This is a genomic window from Oryzophilus luti (assembly GCF_059726245.1).
Window position 1 is genome coordinate 3,439,987 of record NZ_AP040874.1, and the last position, 20,558, is coordinate 3,460,544.

Here is a 20,558-nt window from a genome sequence, read left to right on the forward strand (position 1 = left end):
GTCACTCACACGCTTACTGGTCAATCTCGTGAGGCCCGGGGTCTCTAGGTCCCCGGGCCACCGAGCCGTTCCCCAGGCGCCTTATTTGTTCTCCAGCGCCTTGCCCACGTTGACCTTGATCTGCTTCGGTTTGGCCTCGGCACGCTTGCCCAGCTTGATGGTGAGCACGCCCTTGTCGTAGTCGGCCTTCACGTCCTCGGGGTTCACCGTGTTGGGCAGCGTAAAGCTGCGCGAGAAGCTGCCGTAGCGGCGCTCAATCCGGTGATAGTTCTCTTCCTTGGTTTCCTTGTTGAACTCACGCTCGCCGCGGACGGTCATCACGTTGTTTTCAAGACGGATGTCGATGTCCTTCTCTTCAATGCCCGGCACTTCCATCTTCATTTGGATGCCGGACTCGTCCTCGTAAACGTCAACCGGAGGCACGAACGAACCCTGGGTCAGAGACTCCTCGCTGCTGGTGAAGGGCACCAGCTGCTGATTGAACAAACGGTTCATGCGCTCCTGCAGATTGGCCATCTCACTGAACGGTTCCCAACGAGTCAAAACAGTCATTTTCGAATACCTCCAATTCCTGATTTCTTTGAATTGCCTGGGCGGTGGTTTCACGCCTGCAATTCCTTTGACGCTCATCTCAGCGCAAAAGAAGCATAAAAGTTGAGTGTAATGTTGTCAAGTATAAATTCGCGTCGGCTTCCCGCATCGGAATAACATTTGATTTCAACGAATTACGCGAATTTACGTTCCTTGACGAAACTTTCCCCAGGCCCGCAGGTTTTCACCCTCGACGATTCGCTCGAACGAATTGCACAAACGAAACAGGTAGATGAGACGGAGGATTGAACGATGAAGAACCTTATGACGAAGCTGGCGGCCGCCACCATGGGCATGCTGCTGGTGACCGGTGCGGCCCTGGCGCAGGACGCGCAGGCTCCGGCCCCGGCTCCCGCGCCGCAGGCCACCGTGCCCGCCACACCGCAAGCCGGACCGCGCCGGGGAGCGGCCCGCCTGACGCCCGAACAGCGCCAGCAGATGCAGGCCATTCACAAGGAGGCGCGTGACCGCGCCGCCGTCATCCGCAATGATGCCAAGCTGACGCCCGAGGAGAAGCAGACGCAGCTCAAGGCGCTGCGCGAGCAGACCCGCGCCAAGTCCGACGCCGTGCTGACCCCGGAGCAGAAGGCCAAGATGGCCGACATGCGCGGCATGCGTCACGACCGCATGAAGCAGCAGCTCGGCCTCAGCGACGAGCAGGAAAAGCAGTTGAAGGCTCTGCGTGAGAACGGCCAACTGGAGCGCCAGAAGCTCCTGGCAGACACCACGCTGACCCAGGACCAGAAGGTGGCCAAGCTGGCCGAGATGCGCAAGGCGCACCAGGAGCAGATGAAGAGCATCCTGACGCCGGAGCAGATGCAGAAGATGCAGCAGATGCGCGCGCACGAGAAGCGCGGCCCGCGCGGCATGCACCGCGGCATGGGAATGGGCCCGAACGGCCCTGCCGCCTAACACACATCATTACAGCTTGCGTGACACGTTGCGTGGCACGTCGAGTAAGACGTCGAGTAAAACAAGGTCCAACCGGTGCCCCGTTTCGCCCCGAGGCGAAACCCATCTGAGGGCACACTTCGAAGCCCCGCCCCACGGCGGGGCTTTGCCTTGTCCGGCCCACACACGCCGACCGCCTGAGCTTTTGACGTTCGTCCTTAGCTGCAATCTTCGAGCAAGCGACGAAGAGTCCGAGCGTCTTCGCACCGTGTCACCTGCGGACTCAGCCAGAATTCATTCGCGCTGCGCACGCACGGAGGTTAGTCTGTTCAGGAAACGAACCAGGCTCACTGCATCACAAAGAGCGCCCAAATGTGAACTCGCCGCTCCGTCACCAGATGTAAGCAATCTTTTCGAATTTCGCAGTATTGAAGGTTAGGCAATTCGCCGGACAAGGAACATCATATGGGGAAGAAATGCAAAGTCGTAGTTGGTGATCGCGAGTTCAACACGAAGACAGAAGCGCTAGAAGCAGTTCGGGCCATCTTGAGAGATCATTCCGAGGGATATGTCCTCACGGGGGCCGAAGACTCGTTCATCAGAGATCTAATTGCGCTGCACCCAGACGCGAAAGGCAAGATCGGTTGTGGAATCCACCACCTCACAATTGGGCTGAATAAGGAGTTTCACAAATACAAGTGTTTTTATATCGATCGCATTGATGGACAGTCAACAGACTTTAGCTTCTACCGATGCATCAATGGGGAGAGTCGGCGAAACTTAGTGTGTTCGGCCCTTCGTACTGCAATTCAGCCACAGATTGAGCAATTCAAGACTACTTTGTTCGCCGCTGGCCCGCAGTATTGTCCGTTCACGAATGAACTGCTTACGCCTGCAAATTGCCACGTTGACCACGAACCCCCAAGGACATTCCAAACGCTCGCAGCCCAGTGGTTTGAGCACGAAGAACTGACGGAGGATACCGTTGAGATTACGGGCAGTATTGATATGGCATTCACTCGTTTGATGACCGATCCTGCTCAGATGCAGTCGTGGAGGAGTTTCCACCAACAGAATGCGAAACTTCGCCTGTTGAGTCCTCTTGGAAACCTTTCACATTCCAAGATTGCCGCAGGAAAAGCGAAGAAGGGCGGACAGTGAAGTCCCCCGGATGATATCAATCAGCACGTTGTTGGTTTGACTGCAATCACAAAAGCCACCGTCTGATGGCCCATCGCGTCAGTAGTCCAGAGTTGGCGCGATTCCAACTCTGGCACCTGCCCACTAAGCGCGCGCGGCGCCGCTAATACACCGCGCAGATGATGCACTTGAGGTAGTAGGTTTCCGGCACGTTCAGCAGGATGGGGTGGTCCTGCGACTGGGTGCGCTTCTCTAGGATGCGCACGCGGCGATGCGCGTCGAGTGCGGCCGAGGAGAGCATCTCCAGGAACTCTGGCTCCTGTACGTGGAATGAGCACGAGCAGGTGACGAGCGTGCCGCCGTAGCGCAGCATTTTGAGCGCGCGCAGGTTCATCTCCTTGTAGCCGCGGACGGCGGTCTCCACGTTCTTCTTGGTCTTGGCAAAGGCCGGCGGGTCGAGCACGATGGTCTCGAACTTTTCGCCCGCGTCGGAGTAGTCGCGCAGCAGGTCGAAGGCGTTGGCCTCCATCCATTCAATCTCGCGGCCCGCATACTGCGCGGCGTTGAGCTGCTCGTTCTGTTCGGCCACTTCAAGTGCGGCGCGCGAAACGTCGACGGCCGTCACGTGCTCGCAGGCGCGGTTCAGGTGCAGCGCAAAGCCGCCCTGGTAGGTGCAGATGTCGAGGGCGCGTCCGTGGGCGTAGCGCTCGGCGGCGGCGTAGTTCTGCCGCTGGTCGAGGAAGGCGCCGGTCTTCTGTCCGCCAAGCCCGTCAAAGTGGAAGCCGATGCCGTTCATCTCAAAGGTGGTGGAGGTGCGGCCCGCGCCCGTGCGGTCGTAGACTAGTTGCTCCTCGCGCGGCTCCAGCTCTTCCAGATCGCGGATGCGCGGTTCCACCTTTTCGAGAATCGTCTCCGGAGCAAGTTCTTCCACGAGCGTTTCCACCAGCGCCTCGCGCACCTCGGCGGCATCCATCGCCTGCGTCAGCACCTGGAAGGAGACAAGGTCGTTGTAGCGGTCCACGACGAGGCCCGGCAGAAAATCGGCCTCGCTGAAGACGATGCGGGTGGCGTTGGAGTCCTTGACGATGCGGCGGCGATACTCGATGGCGGCCTTGACGCGCTCGCGCACAAGCTGCGGCAACTGCTGCGCGCGCGGATCGGTGCCCAGCAGGCGCAGCGTGATTTGCGAGCTGCTGCTGTAGAGCGCGTAGCCGAGCAGCTTGCCGCGGGAGTCCTCGACGGCGACCACCGCTCCGGGCGCAGCCGTCGGCAGCCGGTCAATATCTGAGCGGTAGACCCACGGATGGCCTCCGTGAACGCGGGTTGCGGCGCGGGCATTGATGACCGCGCGTGCACCGCCGGATTCGCGAACCTCGCGAGGCGTGGAGCTTCGTTCCTCTTCGCGGCGGCCGCGTGGCTCGCGCGCCGGACGCGTGTCGCGTGCGGCGTAACCTTGGGAACGGCCTTTCGGCGCGCGCGTGTCACGGCCACTGCGTGGGGTGCTGCGCTCGCCGGAACCGCGACGTTTGTCTGCGCCGCTGCGTTCGCTGTTGCCATGGCGTTTATCCGTGCCACGGCCCTCGCGCGCGCTGGAGGCAGACTCCTCCTTGCGAGGCGCCGGGCGCTTCGTGCTTCCATAAGGAGATTTCGGTTTCACGGTTACTCCGTGGCAGCGGCGTTGTTGCGCCACTCGTTCGGCAGCTGATGCTGCATGTCTTCCAGCACCTCGGGCGGGAGCTGTTCCTTGTGGTGCTCCTCGAGGTTGGCCTCATCGACAAAGATATTGCGCGCGCCTTCAAGGAAGTGCGCGTACACCACCTGGAAGGTTGTGTCCTTCTCGCTGCGCTTTTCCAGCAGCGCGCCGGTCAGGGCGTCATAGGCCTTCAGGCTGGCGCTGCCCTTCGCGTTCTGGAAGATGACGAAAGCGCCCCTGGCGCCGAGCTTGGGCACAAACATCCACTCGCGCTCAATGGTCTCGGCGTTGACGCTCTTGGCCGCCTCGGCTGGCTCCACGTAATAGAGCAGGCGCCCGCAGACGTCGCAGTAGTGGACCGCTTCGCCCTTCTTGATCTCGGCGTAAACCTGCGGACGCAGCGCCACCTGGCAGACGCCGCAGCGCTGGTCGGCAGTTGCCTCGGCCACGGCCGAGCCGCGCGTCTTCAGCACGCGGTCATAGTGACGCAGGATGCCCTCATCGCTGACGCCCGCACGCAGTTCCTGACGGCGGGCCTCCACCTTGGCCAGAGCCTGACGGCTGGTTTCGGTCTGGGCCTCGGCAATCTTCTTTTCCTTGTTGACCTCGACGGTCTGAGCCGCCAGCACGCCCTCAGCCTGCTTGAGCGTGGCCTGCCGGCCTTCGGCGGCCATCATCAGCTCCAGAATCTTGTCCTCTTCGCCGCGGATGGCCTTCTCGGTGAAGGCGATCTCGGCCATCAGCGCCTTGTATTGCTCGTTGGTCTTGACCGAGGCGGAGGTCTCGCGCTGCTTCACGATCTTCTGCTGGTGGTCCTGTATGTTCTGCTCGTACTTGCGCTTGGCGGTTTCATCGGCCTTGATGGCGGTCTTGGCGCGGTCAACGGCGTTGGTGGCTTCGGCGAGCTGCGACTCAATGGCTGCCACATGCTTGGGCAGCGCGGCAATCTCGGCACTCAGACGCGCGACTTCCGCATCCACTTTCTGCAGTTCCAACAGGCATTCCAGATCACGAATCATGGCAGTTTATATTGTCCGCGATTCTAGCACGCTCCGCCGACCCGAGCCGGCAGCGCGCCAGCGCGTTACCCGCCGGGCGCCCGAGAGCGGAAGCAGCTATGCTGCGTTACCCCCCCCAGCGCCCGCAGCCGGCCGCTCGCGCAAATCCGTCTGTTTCATGCCGTCCCGGGCTTCTGCGGCTTGGCAATCGTCGGCCGCGCGCTGTATATATGTCCCACCAGCGTTTGCCGCTCCCGCATTCCCGTTCCAAGGAGAATTACGTGACCAGAGGCCGTGCCGTCGTTGCCGGAATCGTATTCCTTATTGCCGCGCTCTGTGCGCCGTTGGCGCAGGCGCAGTCCGCGCCCGCCACGCAGAAGAAGCAGTTCACCATCGAAGGCATGTACACGCCCGACCCGGCAGCCCGGCGCGCGCCACGCTTCCTGCAATGGAGCCCCGACGGCAAGCACGTCAGCTATCTGCAGGCTGGTGCCGAGGGTGAAGGCGATTCGGTTCACGTCTACAACCCGGCAACGGGCAAGAGCGAGGTGCTGGTTCCGGCTGCGAAGCTCGCGGCCCTGACGCCGCCCAAGTCCGGCAGCAAGGACGACCGGCAGAAGGACAATCGTGCGCGCTACGGCGTGGCCGCCTACCACTGGGCTCCCGGCTCGAACGCGCTCCTCTTCGATCAGGTAGGGCAGCTCTGGTACTACGACCTGGCGGCGCAGAAGGGCACGCAGGTCACCAACAACGAAGAAGCCTCCACCGATCCCAAGTTCTCGCCCGATGGCCGCTGGGTCAGCTACGTACGCGCGCACAATCTGCTGCTCAAGCCCGTGGCTGGTGACGAAGAGGTTGCGTTGACCAAGGATGGCACCTCGAACCTGTTCAACGGTGAAGTCGACTGGCTCTACGCCGAGGAACTCGACGTGCGGAGCAATTACTTCTGGTCGCCGGATTCGAAGCAACTGGTTTTCCTGCAATCGAACGAGTCGCTGGTGCCTACGTATCCCATCGTCGACTGGGTGCCGAACGACGCGACCACCGACCCGGAGAAGTATCCCAAGCCTGGCGACAAGAACCCCTCGGTCAAGCTGGCGGTCACCGACCTTGAGGGCCACACGCGCTTCCTGACCCCGACCGATGAGCAGGACATTTATATTCCGCGTTTTGGCTGGCTCAAGCCCGGCGTGGTCTGGGCACTGGTGCTCAATCGACATCAGAACAAGGAAGACCTCTACTTCATCGACGCCGCCACCGGTGCCTCCAAGCTCGTGCTCAGCGAGCAGGATGAAAAGTTCATTGAGCTGACCGACGGCCTGCACTTCTTTGCCTCCGGCGGACGCTTCCTGTGGCCGAGCTGGCGCGATGGGTACACGCACCTTTATCTCTACTCCTATGACGCTGCTTCGCCGCTGGCCGCCCCGGCCAAGCTGGTGTCGCAGGTGACCAAGGGGGCATGGGAGGTGACGGATCTGGCGGCGGTCAACGAAAAGGCGGGGCTGGTCTACTTTATGGCCAACAAGGACGATGATCGCCAGCGTCAGCTTTACCGCATCAAGCTGGATGGCACGGGCCTGACGCGCGTGACGAAGCAGGCTGGCTCGCATCGCGTCGAAATGTCTCCGGATGCGGCGGCCTACATGGATAGTTTCAGCTCCCTGACCCAGCCTCCGCGCACCGAGCTTTGCCAGAACGGCGGCGCGTGCTGGCCGGTCTATTCGGCTCCGGGCTGGGAGCAGTACGAGAACGTGCTGGCGCCCCAGTTTGTGGACTTCAAGGCCGAGGATGGCACGGTGCTGCACGGCCTGCTGGTGCTGCCCGCCAAGGGCGCGGCCGCCGAGGTCAACGGCAAGGTGCCGCTCATCATGAATCCCTATGGCGGTCCGCACTCGATGACCGCCGCCGACCACTGGGGCGCCATCAACGCCTTCGACGAAATCCTTGCACAGAAGGGCTTTGCGGTATTGAAGGTGGATAACCGCGGCATGGGCAGCCGCGGACGCGCGTTTGCCACCGCCACCTATCACAACCTCTATGACGTGGAGCTGCGAGACCAGCTTGCGGCGCTCGACCAAGCGCTGGAGCGTTTTCCGCAGCTTGACGGCAACCGCCTCGGCTGGTGGGGCTGGAGCTACGGCGGCTCCATGACCCTGTGGTCGCTGACGCACTCCACGCGCTTCAAGGCCGGAGTCTCGGTGGCGCCGGTCACGGACTGGCATCTGTATGACTCGGCCTACACCGAGCGCTACATGGGCCTGCCCGCGGAAAACAAGGAGGGCTACGCCCGCAGCAGCATTGTTGCGGCGGCCAAGAACCTGAGCGGACGCCTGCTGCTGGTGCACGGCACCAGCGACGATAACGTGCACATGCAGAACTCGGTGCAGTTCATCAACGCGCTGGTTGAGGCCGGCAAGCCCTTCGACCTGCAAATCTACCCGCGCAAGACGCACAGCATCAGTGGCAAAGCCGCCCGGGTGCACCTGTATCACCGCATTCAGAAACAGTTTGAAGATGTGCTGATGAAGCCGTAAGTTTTGTTAAATCTTTTATTTGCAACAGGGCTGCTCGCGCATGGCGGGCAGCCCTGTTGGTTATGTGCGGAGCAGTATCTGGAGCGCCGCCGCCAGACCTGCAAAGGCTTCAAACGGTGGCGCTTTTCGCTAACCTCGGCCAGTCTTTCCCGTCCAAATATTGCTGTCATTCCGTGCGGGAGGCGGCAAATCCGCGAGAAGGGCTTTGCGATGGCGAGAGGCTGCAACGAGGGGGGACGCGATACACTCTTGAAGAGAGCCGAGGCCATGGCGCCCAAGGTGGGTGCGTCATGTCGACCCAGATAGTGACCATGCCTGGCGCTCCCGGAGTTTCCACGACGCCGGTACGCAGGACCGCGGCCGGACCCATGTCCGCCGGGGAAAATCCTTCCCGCAGGGGAGATATGGCAGGGCAGCAAAGTCCCAGTCGCATTAATGACGCCGAATTGATCCGCGCCGCCCAGCAGGGTGACAGCGCGGCATTCGAGCAATTGGTGCGTCAATACGACCAGGCAGTGCTGCGGCTGGCCCTGCACCTGACCGGCAACGAGCAGGATGCACGCGATATTTATCAGGACGCATTCCTGAAGGCCTACCGCAACCTCAACAGCTTCCGTTTCGAGTGCTCTTTTTACACCTGGATCTACCGCATCGTGACCAATCTGTGCCTGGATCACCTGCGGCGCCGGACCGTCCGCAAGGAGGATGCGCCGGTGGCTTACGACGAGCATGGTGAGGAATACAGCCTGCTTGATCAGGTGGCTGACAAACGCTCGGGCGCTTCGCCGGAGAAGGACCTGATGCGCCGCGAGCTGGGTGCCCGCATCGCCAAGGCCCTTACCAAGCTGACGCCGCGCGAGCGCATGGTTTTCGAGATGAAGCATTACCAGGGCCTGAAGCTTCGCACCATCGGCGAATCGCTGAGCACGACCGAAGAGACGGCCAAGAACACGTTGTTCCGCGCCACGCAGAAACTGCGTGCGGCGCTGGCGGACATGCGGTAAACGGGCTGGAACGGGCGCCTGTGGGCGCAAAAGATTGGTAGTCGATAAAGAAGGCTTCACATGAACTGCGATTGGGTACGAGAGAACATCGCGCTGTATCTCTATAACGAACTGGCGGACGACGCGCGGCACGAGCTGGAACAGCATGCCGCACGTTGCGGCGTATGCGCCGCTGAGCTGGCCGAGATGCGGCGCTTCCACGAGGAAATGGACCTGCGTCCGGAGCTGGAAGTGACGCCGAACCTGCTGGCACAGGCTCGCATGGACCTGCAGGAAGCGCTGGAAACAGCCGAGCAGGTGCGCGGCTGGCGGCGCTTCGTGTTTGATCCGATGGCGTTTCTGCGGCAGGCGCGTTTTTCTCCGGCGTTGGCGGCGCTGGTCTTCATGGCCGGCTTCGGCGGCGGTATCGGCGCCACCTACCGCGCCATGATGAACCGCATTCCGGACGGCACGCAGATCGAGCGCCACGCCGATGCCTCCATTGCGGGCGTGCGCAGCATCGTGACCAAGCCCGGCAGCAATCAGGTTCACATTGAGTTGGAAGAGACGCTGCCTGACCAGGTAGAAGGCTCCATTGACGACCCGAGCATTCAGAACCTTCTGATGCTGGCCGCGCGCAGCAACATCAACAGCGGCGTGCGCATGGATTCCGTCGACCTGCTGAAGCAGAAGCCCGACGATGGCCGCATCCGCGAAAGCCTGATCTTCTCGCTGCGCTATGACAGCAACCCGGGCGTCCGCCTGAAGGCCCTGGAGGCCCTTGGCGGTTACGTCAAGCAGGATGTTCGCGTGCGCAACGCCGTGCTGGAAGCGCTGCTGAATGACAACAATGCCGGGGTCCGCACCGGAGCCATCAAGGCATTGGAGACGGTGAAGGCCGACACGAGCGTGCGTCAGGCATTGCAGGAACTTGCGAAGGAAGACCCGAACGAATACATCCGTGCGCAGTCAGAGCGCATGCTGGCCTCCTGCGCGCATATCGATTAACGACTTGAGACAATGCTGAGCCTGTTCCAACCCGGAGGGCGCCTGGTGCGCGTGGCCGCGATTGCGGTTGCGGCAACGGCGCTCTGCCTGACCGCCGCGGCGGAAGAAAAGCTGCAACGCGACGGCCGCGGCTGGGTTCTGGAAGAGCACGGACGCCTGCCGGTGGCCCGCAATGTGCGCGTGCTGACCGGGGTGGGCAACGTCACCATTGACAGCAACGGCACGCCGTTCACGTACACAGTCCGCAAGCGCTCGCAGCAGTTGCGTGAGCAGGATGCGCGCAAGCAGTTTTCACTGCTGAAGGTTTCAGCCTCACGCCGCGCCACCACCAGCGTATTGCAGGGCGACTGGCCTCGGGTGGCTGCGGCTGCCGCTGGCTTCAGCGCCGACTTTGTCATCCACGTTCCCAAGGAACTAGACCTTGTGCTGGTGGATACCCTGAGCGGCAACGTGACCGTCACCAGTTCGGCCGCCAAGCTGGACCTGGGTACGCGCGGCGGCAACATTGAGGTGAACGAGGCGTTCAACCTCGTGAAGGTCCGCACGCTCGGCGGCAACGTCAGCATCAACCACGCGGGCAATGACGTGTTTATCCGCAGCGGCGGCGGCGATATCCGCCTGGGTTCGGCGCGCGGCCACGTGGAGGTTGTCTCCATGGGCGGCAACATCCTGATGCACACGGTGGGGGCGGCCAAGCTGCACACCGGCGGAGCCAATATCGAGATTCATCAGTCGCTGGGCGACGTGTTCATTGAGAACACGGGCGGCGGCGGCATCACGCTGGGCGAAGTGGGCGGTTCGGCCCACATCGAGAGCGGCGGCGGCAATATACGGCTGGGCAGCGTTCACGGCAGGGTGATCGCCTCCACGGCCAACGGCAACATTGAAATGTGGAAAGTAGCCGGCGGAGCGCAGGCGCAGAGCGTGGCGGGAAGCATCACGGCCGAGTTTGTGGGTTCGCGCGACTCGTTCTCCGAATCGTATCTGCACACCAATGCCGGCGATATTGTTGTCTACCTGACCAAGACCACTCCGGCCACCGTGCAGGCGACCAGCGAGATGGCGCACCGTCAGATAGGAATTCGTTCGGAATTTCCCTTGAACGTGGTTAGTGAAGGTTCCGGAGTGGGTCCGAAGATGACCTACGCGGAAGGTAGTGTGAACGGCGGCGGACCACTCTTGAAGGTTCGCACCAGCATCGGGCAGATCGACTTTCGAAAAGCGAGATAGGAGATATCTGTATGAAGAAGACAACGATCCTCGCCTTGATCGTGGCCCTGACGGCCGTCGGAGCCTGGGTGCTGCCGGCGAGCGCACAGAACGCCCCGGATGCCTGGATGATGATGCCGCACGGCACCTACCTTGGCGTTGACACCCGCGACATCAATAAAGAACGCATGAGCGAGCTGAAGCTGAGGGAAGAGAGCGGCGTGGAAGTCACCATGGTGGACCGCGACGCTCCGGCAGGCGCGGCCGGCATTCAGGAGCATGACGTGATCGTCAGCTTCAACGGCAGCAAGGTGGAAAGCCAGGAGGCGCTCCGGCGCTTCGTGCGCGAGACTCCCTCCGGCCGTGAGGTCGCCCTCGGGCTGGTTCGTCTCGGACAGCCGCTGACCGTGAAGGTGACGCTGGCCGACCGCCGCGAAGTGGCGCAGAAGTTTGCGCGCCGCGCGCAGCAGGCCCACAACAACGCTCCCAAGATGCCTTCCATGCCGCCGATGCAGGGTTTCATGGCGCATGCGCCCGCAATGCCGATGGATGCGCCGGGTATGTTCATGACTCCTGCGACAGCGCGCCTGGGCATGGTGATTGAGAGCCTGACCCCGCAACTGGCCGAGTACTTCGGCGCCAAGAACGGTGCGGGTGTGCTGGTCCGTTCGGTGGACAAGGGCAGCCCGGCCGAGGCTGGCGGATTCCATGCCGGTGACGTGGTGCTCCGCATCGACAAGGATGCGATCAACGACATTGGCGACTGGCGCAAGGCCATGCATCATCGCACCGGGCAGGTTGCCATCACGGTGCTGCGCGACAAGAAGGAAATGACGCTCAACGTGAAGCTGCCGGAACACAAGGCCAAGGTCAGCGAGGCCGAGCTGCCGGACAAGGCTGAAATCAGCCGCCTGATGGAGGAGATTGGCCCGCAGGTGCGCGAAGCGCAGCGCGAGGCCGAACAGGCCTTCGCCATGCATCGCGATGAGCTGGAGAAGGCCATGAAGACTCTGCGCGAGCAGCCGATGCCGGAACTTCCGGATTTTGAGCTGCCGTGCCCGCGTGAAAACCATATCTAGCTCGCAATCGGAACTGAAAACAGGAAAGGCGCGATCTTGGGATCGCGCCTTTTGCTATGTACGGAAGGCTTTTTGCGGTTCGCGTTATTGGGTGCTGGCGGCGTCGGCGGCCGAGCGCACGGTGTTGCGTCCGGAGAGCTTGGCCACATAGAGCGCGGCATCGGCGGCAGCCACCAGCTCGTCGCGCGTCAGCCCGTTCGAGGGATATTCGCTGACGCCGATGGAGACCGTGACCGGACGCGGCACGCCCGGAACCTCATTGCGGGCGACGGCACGGCGCAGCTTGTCGGCCACGTTGCGCGCGGAGGCCGCCGAAGTTTCCGGCAGGATGATGGCAAACTCCTCGCCGCCGTAGCGGCAGACGATATCGACCTTGCGCAGGTGCTTCCAGAAGACGGCGGAAACCTGGCGCAGCACCTCGTCGCCGAGGATGTGGCCGAATTCGTCGTTGATGCTCTTGAACAGGTCGAGATCGACCATGAGCACCGAGACGCTTTTGCCATAGCGCATGGCGCGCGTCATTTCTTCAATCAGGCGCTGCTCAAAGTAGCGCCGGTTAAAGACGCCGGTCAGGCCGTCGCGGTAAGCCAGTTGCTTCACGCGCTCCACGTAATGCGCGTTCTGCACCGAGGTCGCAAGAATGTCGGCCACGGACTCCAGCGCCTGCACCTCGTTGGGCTGAATCGCGTTGGGCTGCTGGGAGACGCACAGCAGCATGCCCACGTTGTCTCCAAAGGAGGCCAGCGGCAGGCAAAGCTTGGTACTGCCGCCATCGACACAGCGGTCAGGGCATTGATCCTGATTGCAGAAGTGGCTCTCGGTGCCGGGGCTGAGCAGGGGACAGTCCGGCATGCCATGGAATAGATCACCAAGACGCAGCTTGCCGGCCAGTACACCGGTCTGCGCGCGCAGCACCAGGTTCTGGTCCTCGTCGCGGAGGAAGACCGCCACGTAGTCGATGCCGAAGCTGAGGGTCAACTGCGTGCATAGCCGGTCGAGCAGCTCTTTCAGGTCCAGTTCCACGGTGGTCTGCTTGGCCAGCGAGTTGATCATCTCAAGCTGGGCCGCGCGCCGTTGCAGCAGGTTGTAGAGCTTGGCGTTCTGCAGCGCGATGGAGGCCTGCGTGGCGAACAGCGTCAGCAGGTCGACGGTCTCGTTGTCGAACGGGTGATCTTCGCTGCTCTGGCAGTCGAGCACGCCCACCACCTCGTCACGAACCACCAGCGGAATTGCCAGCTCCGAGCGGGTGTTGGGCACGTCCATGATGTAGCGCGGGTCTTTCGTGACGTCCGGAACGTAGACCGGGCGGCGCATACGCACGGCAGCGCCGGTGATGCCGGAATCGATCGGGGTGCGCCAGTTCACGTCCGGCATGCCGAAGCTGGCCTGCACGTAGAGTTCCTGGCTTTTATCGTCGAGCAGCAGAATGGCTCCCACACGAAGGTGGAAGTAGTCGCGAACGATCTCGAGGATCTGGTTAAGGATCTCGTCGAGGTCGAAAGTCGACAGTACGGCCTGACTTGCGTCGTAAAGAATCGCGACACGTTGCATGCAAGCACCGTGGCCCTTTTACCACAGGGCCGTTAAGAATTCATCAGTGTACATCAGAATCCTGATTGCCGCTCCTCTTCTTCCAGAACAGCCCCAGGACCCCATACATGACGACGCAAATCCAGAAATCGACCAGCAGGCCGAGGTCAAATCGCGTGGGGTTATGGCGCGCGGCGGCGGGCAGGTGCGGCTCCAGAATCAGGTAGACGATGTTGCCCAGCACCACGGCAGCCAGCGATTTGAAAAAATTCTTCGGCACACTTGTTTGGACACCGCAGCGGCGCCTCAGGTTCGCGAAAAATGTGCGGGCGCGGAACAATCCACCGGCGCATCCTGTACCATTCTGTCGATGCTCGAGCTTTCCACCAGCGTGCAATACGTCAAGGGCATCGGCCCGCGGGTGGCGGAAGCCCTGGCGGCCAAGGGCATTGTCACCCTCGAAGACCTGCTCTACTACCTGCCCTTCCGCTATGAAGACCGGCTGAACCCGCGCAGCGTGGCCGAGTTGCAGCCCGGTGAGATGGCCTCGGTGATCGCCGAGGTTCGCACCAGCATGCTGATGCGAACCAAGCGCATGCCCATCTTCGAGATGACCGCCGGGCAGGGCCGCGCCACGCTCAAATGCCTCTGGTTCCACGGCAGCTACCTGCAGGACCGCTTCAAGCCCGGGCAGGTGGTGGCGCTTTACGGCAAGGTGGAGCGCTCCAGCTTTGGACGCGGTGGGCTGCAGATGATTCAGCCGCAGTTTGAAATTCTGGACGAAGCTGCCGCCCCCGACGTGGACCTTGGCCCGGATCTGTTTGAAAAAGGTGCGCCGGCCCGCGCGCGCAAAACGCCCTCGACGGCTGTCTCCACGCTCGAAACCGGCTGCATCGTGCCCATCTACGAAGCTATTGGCAAGCTGACGGCCAAGTGGTTCCGCCACACCATCCACGGGGCGCTGGCCGAACTGGGTGGCAAGGTTGAGGACTTCATCCCCGAGGCGGTGCGCGAGCGCATGGCGCTGATCGAGCGCGGGCGGGCCTTCCACGAGGCGCACTGGCCTCCGGCGGGCGCCAGCTTTGCCGAGCTGCAGACGGCGCGCACCCCGGCTCACATGCGCCTCATCTTCGAGGAGTTGTTCTTCCTCGAACTGGGCATGGAGCTGAAGCGGCGGAAGTTCCGCCAGCAGAGCGGCATCGGCTTCCAGATTGATGACCGCGTGCGCGAGGCGCTCAAGCGCATATTGCCCTTTCACCCCACGGCAGCGCAAAAGCGCGTGCTGAAAGAGATTGGCGACGACATGGCCACTCCGGCGCCGATGCGGCGTCTGCTGCAGGGCGACGTCGGCTCCGGCAAGACGATTGTGGCCTTTGAGGCCGCCATCATCGCCATCGAGAACGGCTACCAGGTGGCGCTGATGGCGCCGACGGAGATCCTTGCGACGCAGCATTATCTTTCTGCGCGCCGCCTGCTGGAGCCGCATGGCTACCGCGTGGTGCTGCTGACAGGCTCGCTGGAGCAGGACCGCAAGCGCGACGTGCACCGCCACATCCGCCACGGCAACGCGCAACTGGTGATTGGCACACACGCGCTGCTGCAGGAGAAGGTGGATTACCACAAGCTCGGGCTGGTGATTGTGGATGAGCAGCACCGTTTTGGCGTGATGCAGCGCATGAAGCTGATGAAGAAGAACGCGGAGATCAAGCCGGACGTGCTGGTGATGACCGCCACGCCGATTCCGCGCACGCTGGCCTTGACCTTGTACGGCGATCTGGACGTGAGCGTGATTGACGAACTTCCGCCGGGCCGCACGCCGATTGTGACCCGCGCGGTGCCCGACGAACGCTCCGACGAGGTGTGGGAGTTTGTGCGCAAGGTTGTCTCCGGCGGGCAGCAGGCTTACGTTGTCTACCCGGTGATTGAGGACAGCGAGGCCGACAGCGAGCTGAAGGCCGCCACGCGCATGTATGACGAACTCCGCAAGAAGCTGTTGCCGGAGCTGCGCATCGGCCTGCTGCACGGGCGCATGTCCACCGATGAGAAGGACGCGACGATGCGCCGCTTCCAGGCGCGCGAAATCGACGTGCTGGTTTCCACCACGGTGATTGAAGTGGGCGTGGACGTGCCCAACGCGAGCTTGATGGTGATCGAGCACGCCGAGCGCTTCGGCCTCTCGCAACTGCACCAGCTTCGCGGACGCATCGGGCGCGGCTCCGCCAAGTCGTACTGCATTCTGATGACCGGCAAGAAGATCAGCGAAGAGGGCCAGCAGCGGCTGGACACCATGGTGCGCACCAGCGACGGCTTTGAGATCGCGGAGAAAGACCTGGAACTGCGTGGGCCGGGCGAGTTCTTTGGCACCAAGCAGGCCGGCATGCCGACCCTGCGGGTGGCGAACCTGATCCGCGACCGCAAGCTGCTGGAGACGGCGCGCACCGAGGCGCAGACGGTGCTGAAGGCCGAAGGCGGCGTCAGCGAGGAGGAGCGCACGCGCACGCTGCTGCACCTGAAGGAGCACTGGAACCGGCGCTACGGGCTGGTGGAAGTGGGCTAGCAGAGGCGTATGCGGCTTGCGCAGGGCGCGGCCGCGCGAGCAAACTTGTATTTCATCTCTGAAGGAACCACAGGAGAATTTCATGCCGGTTCTGAACTTCAAGGAAATACCAGAGCCGTCGAAGGCGACGGGACTACAGGATAGTTTTGAGCTATTTGCACGTGAAGTTCTCGAGTTGGTTGGTTTCAAGGTGCTTCAAGGCCCTGCACGGGGCGCGGACGGCGGAAAAGACCTAATAGTCGAGGAAACACGGGAAGGGCTTACTGGAGTCACTCACGTCAAGTGGCTCGTAAGTTGCAAACATTTTGCGTTTTCCGGTTCGTCGGTGAAGCCGAGCGACGAGTCCGATATTCTGGACCGAGTTAGCTCCGCAGGCTGCGATGGATTCATGGGGTTCTACTCAACTGTGCCGTCCGAAGGTCTGCGGAGCCGACTCCAAGGCCAGTCGAATGTATTGTGGGAAATATACGATCACGCCGAGATCGAAAAGATCATCGTGACGCACGTAAGTGGCCGATCACTCCTTACGCGGTGGTTCCCCATTTCATCTAAGCAGTTGGAGGCCACGCCTGCTGAGATATTTGATACCCCTCCCACTCTTAAATGTGAGTACTGTGGAAAAGACCTTTTGAATCCACTAAGTGGTATTTGGGTAATCTGCACAGTGAAGGAAAGTTCTGAGGAAGACACAAAGCGAAAGATTCTCGACCTGTATTTCTCATGCAAGGGAGAGTGCGACCGAATTTTGATTGCAGCAGTGCGTAAACAATACCAGAGCCTAGGGTTTGTCCTCGATTTGTGGGACGACCTTCCTGATATGAGCATTCCTACCGTTTATCTCCAGAAAGTAATGGCAACTCTGAATGGCCTCCGTAGAGGTGATAGGTACGAGCCGGAAGCGTTTGAGAACCTAAAGGAACTCCTATGTGTCATGTTCCCATATGTCGCTCGACATCTCAACGACAGTGATCGAGAAGAATTAGATCGTCTCCGTCAGATTCCGTCATATCTTGGCGGCATGGGTTCCTAAATCGGAATGGTGTGTTGTGAAAATAAGTCAAAAATCAGAGATGTTTCGACTGCTGCCGAGTGTGGACGAGCTGCTGCGCGATGAGCGCGTGGCGTCCCTTGAAGCGCGCTACGGGCACACGACGCTGGTGGAAGCTGTGCGCGCGGTGCTCGACCAGTTGCGCGCGCAGATTGCCTCGGGTGCGCTGGACGAAGCGGCGCTGGTGGCTGCCTTAAAGACTTCTGCCGCGCATGTGCAGCAGGCGGCGGAGACGGCCACGGCGTATTCCCTGCGGCGGGTGATCAACGCCACCGGCGTCGTAATACACACCAACCTGGGCCGCGCGCCCGTGGTGCCGGCGGCTCTCGAACGTATTGCGGAAGTGGCCACCGGATACTGCAACCTTGAGTTCGATCTGGAGAAAGGCGAGCGCGGACGCCGCGACGTGCACGCGCAGCGGTTGTTTGCGCAGTTGTTTGCGCGCCACGGTTCGGCGGAAAGCTCGACCGTGGTGGTGAACAACAACGCCGCGGCCGTGCTGCTGGCGCTGAGCGCGCTGGCCGAGGGCGGCGAGGTCATTGTCTCGCGCGGCGAGCTGGTGGAGATCGGCGGCTCGTTCCGCATTCCGGACATTATGTCGCGCTCGGGCGCCGTGCTGCGCGAGGTGGGCACCACCAACCGCACGCGCGTGGCGGACTACGAGAAGGCGATCAACGAACGCACGCGGCTATTACTGCGCGTGCACCGCTCGAACTTCGAGATTGTCGGCTTTACCGAGCAGCCGGACCTGGCGGCGCTGGTCGCACTGGGAAAGAAGAAGGGCATTCCGGTGATGGAGGACCTCGGCTCGGGCGCGCTGGTGGAGCTGGGCGCCTATGGCATTGCCGATGAGCCGAATGTGTATGACTCGCTGCGCGCCGGTGTTGCGCTGGTCACCTACAGCGGAGACAAGCTGCTGGGCGGGCCGCAGGCTGGTCTGGCCACGGGCGATGCAAAGCTGGTGACAAAGCTGCGCTCGCATCCGCTGTTCCGCGCTTTGCGGGTGGACAAGATGAGCTATGCCGCGCTGGAGGCCACGCTGGAGGCCTACCTGCGCGAGGACCACGATGCGCTGCCTCTGCTGCACATGCTCGGCCTGAAGCCCGAAGCGGTGCAGGCGCGCTGCGAGCAAATGACGAAGAAGCTGGCGGACGTGCCGCGGCTCAAGCTGGAAGTGGTGAAGGCGCGCTCGGTGATTGGCGGCGGCGCGGCTCCGGGCAAGACCTTGCCCAGCTTCGCGCTCTCCGTGCGGGTGAAGGGCGTGAGTGCCTCCGCGCTGGCGCACAGTCTGCGCTCGCAGGCGCTGCCGGTGGTCACGCGCGTGGAGGATGACCGCGTGCTGCTCGACCTGCGCACGGTCTTTGAGCAGGATGATGCGGCGGTGGAAGCCACGTTGCGTCAGTTGGCCTGAGAGATAGAGCATTCGCCGAGGCGGATGAGAGGAGCCGGCATGGTTGTCGGAATCGGAATCGACATTGCGGAAGTGGACCGCACGCGCGAGGCGATTGAGCGGCACGGCGAGCGCTTTCTGACCCGCATTTACACAGAGGCCGAGCGGCGCTATTGCGAATCCAAGCCCAACCGCTACGAGCGTTTTGCCGGGCGCTTTGCCGCCAAGGAGGCCGCGATGAAAGCCATCGGCACCGGCTGGCGGCGCGGCGTGGCGTGGCGAGATTTTGAAGTGGCGCGTGCCGAAAGCGGGCAGCCCATCATCCGCTTTGGCGGAGAGGCCGCGAAGATTGCCGCCGCGCTCGGCGTCAAGCGCGCGCTGGTCACCATCTCTCACACCGAGCAGCAGGCGGTGGCGCAGGTGCTATTGGAAGGCGAGTAACCGGCGCAGCGCGCATGCGCGCGGGCTGTACGAGTGGCCCGTGGTGTGACAAACTCATAGGCGAAGGGCCTGAAACGCAGGGCGCAGGCCCGGTCCGTGGTAAAACGCGAGGGGAACGTGCCAAGTCAGAAACAGCTCCATTGGGCGCAGTTGAGAGTGGGCATCACGGTAATCGCAGCCTGTGTGGTGCTGGCCGTCCTCATCTTCCTGATGAGCGGCACGGGCGGCTACTTTGCCCAGAAGCACACCTACCACGCCTATTGGGATTCGGCAGGCGGACTGCGCGTGGGCGCGCCGGTGCGCGTCAACAACGTGGACGCCGGCAACGTGAAGAGCATCAAGCTGGTAGACCACGGACGCACTTCGGTGGAGGTGCAGTTCACCGTGGTGCAGCGGCTCACGCCGTGGGTGCGCACGGATTCCTTCGTGCTGATCAGCCAGCAGGGCGCGCTCGGCGACTACTACGTGGACATTGTCAGCGCCAATGCCAAAGGCTCCATCGCCCCCAACGGCGCGGAGCTGGTGGTGAAGGATGTTCCGGACCTGATGGACGTGGTGCGCTCGTCGCAATCCACGCTGCAGAACGTGGACACCTTGATTGCGCGTGCCAACCGCATCTTTGCCGCCGTCGAAAATCAGGAAGGCTCGGTCGGCCAGCTCATTTATGACGACCAGCTCTATCGCAGGTTGAACAGCACGGTGGGCCAGGTCAACACGCTGGTGAATGACATTAATTCCGGCAAGGGCAGCCTGGGCAAGCTGGCCAAGGACGATGAGTTCTACAACCGCGCCAATGACGCCGTCGCGCGGCTTGACCATATCGCCACCGAAATCGACAACGGCCACGGCACCATCGGCAAGTTCATCAAGGACCCGTCGGTTTACGACAACGCCAATCAGACGCTGGCCAAGACCAACGCGCTGCTCGACAGTATCAACCGCGGCGATGGCGCGCTGGGCAAGATGGCCAAGGACCCTGAGTTTGCCAAGAAGATCGACCAAATCGCGACCAACCTGCAAACCATCACCAACCAGTTGCAGTCTGGCCAGGGATCGGCGGGCAAGTTCTTGAAGGACGACTCGCTCTACAACAATACCGACAAAATGATGGTGGAAACGCGCTCGCTGATCGAGGCTGTCCGCAAAGACCCGAAGAAGTACCTCACCATCAAGCTGAAGATCTTCTAGCCGCGCGACACAACAACTCTTCATGGAGGCCGCACACGATGCGGCCTCTGCTGTTTGTGCGCCGGGGCGCGTGTCCGAAACCGAACAGTGCGGGCGCGAAGTTTTACAAATCTTCAGCCGCGCGCAGGGGAGGCTGGCTGTTCAAGTGGCGGTCAGGCTGTTAAGCTTTTGCACACCGTAGAGAGCTTCCTCCGCGGCTCCGGTTTCCCGCATGTGCAAGGCCTTGGCAGGCCACGCCGGAGCACGGCGACGGACCCTCCGGCTGTTCGACGATTCCA

At 62.0% G+C, this 20,558-nt stretch carries 17 protein-coding genes; 12 read left to right on the top strand and 5 right to left on the bottom strand.

Going from position 1 to position 20,558, the window contains the following annotated elements:
• Positions 1-81 precede the first annotated feature (81 nt).
• A complete protein-coding gene (locus tag AC6IZO_RS14685; protein ID WP_497805939.1) occupies positions 82-516 on the bottom strand; it encodes an Hsp20/alpha crystallin family protein in 435 nt (144 codons plus the stop codon).
• A gap of 327 nt (positions 517-843) precedes the next feature.
• On the opposite strand from AC6IZO_RS14685, the gene AC6IZO_RS14690 reads away from it, so the two are divergent.
• Both AC6IZO_RS14690 and AC6IZO_RS14695 read left to right on the top strand, forming a co-directional pair.
• Positions 844-1,503, top strand: a complete 660-nt coding sequence (locus tag AC6IZO_RS14690) for a hypothetical protein (protein WP_497805941.1) — start codon at positions 844-846, stop codon at positions 1,501-1,503.
• Positions 1,504-1,947: 444 nt separating this feature from the next.
• Complete coding sequence (locus tag AC6IZO_RS14695; protein ID WP_497805943.1) at positions 1,948-2,643, top strand: DCL family protein; 696 nt, start codon at positions 1,948-1,950, stop codon at positions 2,641-2,643.
• A 142-nt stretch (positions 2,644-2,785) separates the two neighbouring features.
• Here AC6IZO_RS14695 and AC6IZO_RS14700 read toward each other — a convergent pair whose 3' ends face one another.
• Both AC6IZO_RS14700 and AC6IZO_RS14705 read right to left on the bottom strand, forming a co-directional pair.
• Complete coding sequence (locus AC6IZO_RS14700) at positions 2,786-4,279, bottom strand: class I SAM-dependent rRNA methyltransferase (RefSeq protein WP_497805945.1); 1,494 nt, start codon at positions 4,277-4,279, stop codon at positions 2,786-2,788.
• Positions 4,280-4,281: 2 nt separating this feature from the next.
• Positions 4,282-5,334: a zinc ribbon domain-containing protein gene (locus AC6IZO_RS14705; RefSeq protein ID WP_497805947.1), complete on the bottom strand. Its 1,053-nt coding sequence runs from the start codon at positions 5,332-5,334 to the stop codon at positions 4,282-4,284.
• A 260-nt stretch (positions 5,335-5,594) separates the two neighbouring features.
• On the opposite strand from AC6IZO_RS14705, the gene AC6IZO_RS14710 reads away from it, so the two are divergent.
• The 5 genes from AC6IZO_RS14710 (at position 5,595) to AC6IZO_RS14730 (ending at position 12,126) form a co-directional block, all read left to right on the top strand.
• Complete coding sequence (locus AC6IZO_RS14710) at positions 5,595-7,847, top strand: S9 family peptidase (RefSeq protein WP_497805949.1); 2,253 nt, start codon at positions 5,595-5,597, stop codon at positions 7,845-7,847.
• A 404-nt stretch (positions 7,848-8,251) separates the two neighbouring features.
• Positions 8,252-8,851, top strand: a complete 600-nt coding sequence (locus AC6IZO_RS14715) for an RNA polymerase sigma factor (RefSeq protein WP_497805951.1) — start codon at positions 8,252-8,254, stop codon at positions 8,849-8,851.
• A gap of 60 nt (positions 8,852-8,911) precedes the next feature.
• The gene (locus tag AC6IZO_RS14720) at positions 8,912-9,838 is read left to right on the top strand and encodes a HEAT repeat domain-containing protein (RefSeq protein ID WP_497805953.1); all 927 of its coding nucleotides are present in this window, start codon (positions 8,912-8,914) and stop codon (positions 9,836-9,838) included.
• Positions 9,839-9,850: 12 nt separating this feature from the next.
• Entirely contained in the window at positions 9,851-11,068 is a 1,218-nt protein-coding gene (locus AC6IZO_RS14725) for a DUF4097 family beta strand repeat-containing protein (RefSeq protein ID WP_497805955.1), read from the top strand.
• An 11-nt stretch (positions 11,069-11,079) separates the two neighbouring features.
• Positions 11,080-12,126: a PDZ domain-containing protein gene (locus tag AC6IZO_RS14730; protein ID WP_497805957.1), complete on the top strand. Its 1,047-nt coding sequence runs from the start codon at positions 11,080-11,082 to the stop codon at positions 12,124-12,126.
• An 84-nt stretch (positions 12,127-12,210) separates the two neighbouring features.
• On the opposite strand, the gene AC6IZO_RS14735 is transcribed toward AC6IZO_RS14730, so the two are convergent.
• A complete protein-coding gene (locus tag AC6IZO_RS14735) occupies positions 12,211-13,677 on the bottom strand; it encodes a diguanylate cyclase (RefSeq protein ID WP_497805959.1) in 1,467 nt (488 codons plus the stop codon).
• A gap of 43 nt (positions 13,678-13,720) precedes the next feature.
• Entirely contained in the window at positions 13,721-13,936 is a 216-nt protein-coding gene (locus AC6IZO_RS14740) for a hypothetical protein (protein WP_497810002.1), read from the bottom strand.
• Here AC6IZO_RS14740 and recG point away from each other — a divergent pair.
• From recG to AC6IZO_RS14765, 5 genes are all read left to right on the top strand, one after another.
• Positions 13,841-16,213 carry an ATP-dependent DNA helicase RecG gene (gene recG / locus AC6IZO_RS14745; protein WP_497809970.1) on the top strand — a complete coding sequence of 791 codons (2,373 nt, stop codon included), beginning with the start codon at positions 13,841-13,843 and terminating at the stop codon, positions 16,211-16,213. The two genes, AC6IZO_RS14740 and recG, sit on opposite strands and share 96 nt — an antisense overlap.
• An 82-nt stretch (positions 16,214-16,295) precedes the next feature.
• Positions 16,296-17,243, top strand: a complete 948-nt coding sequence (locus tag AC6IZO_RS14750; RefSeq protein ID WP_497805961.1) for a hypothetical protein — start codon at positions 16,296-16,298, stop codon at positions 17,241-17,243.
• Between the two features lie 40 nt (positions 17,244-17,283).
• Positions 17,284-18,672, top strand: coding sequence for an L-seryl-tRNA(Sec) selenium transferase (gene selA / locus AC6IZO_RS14755; RefSeq protein WP_497805963.1), 1,389 nt, complete (start codon positions 17,284-17,286; stop codon positions 18,670-18,672).
• Positions 18,673-18,711: 39 nt separating this feature from the next.
• Positions 18,712-19,092, top strand: a complete 381-nt coding sequence (acpS, locus tag AC6IZO_RS14760) for a holo-ACP synthase (RefSeq protein WP_497805965.1) — start codon at positions 18,712-18,714, stop codon at positions 19,090-19,092.
• Positions 19,093-19,209: 117 nt separating this feature from the next.
• Positions 19,210-20,280, top strand: coding sequence for an MlaD family protein (locus AC6IZO_RS14765; protein WP_497805967.1), 1,071 nt, complete (start codon positions 19,210-19,212; stop codon positions 20,278-20,280).
• Positions 20,281-20,558 lie beyond the last annotated feature (278 nt).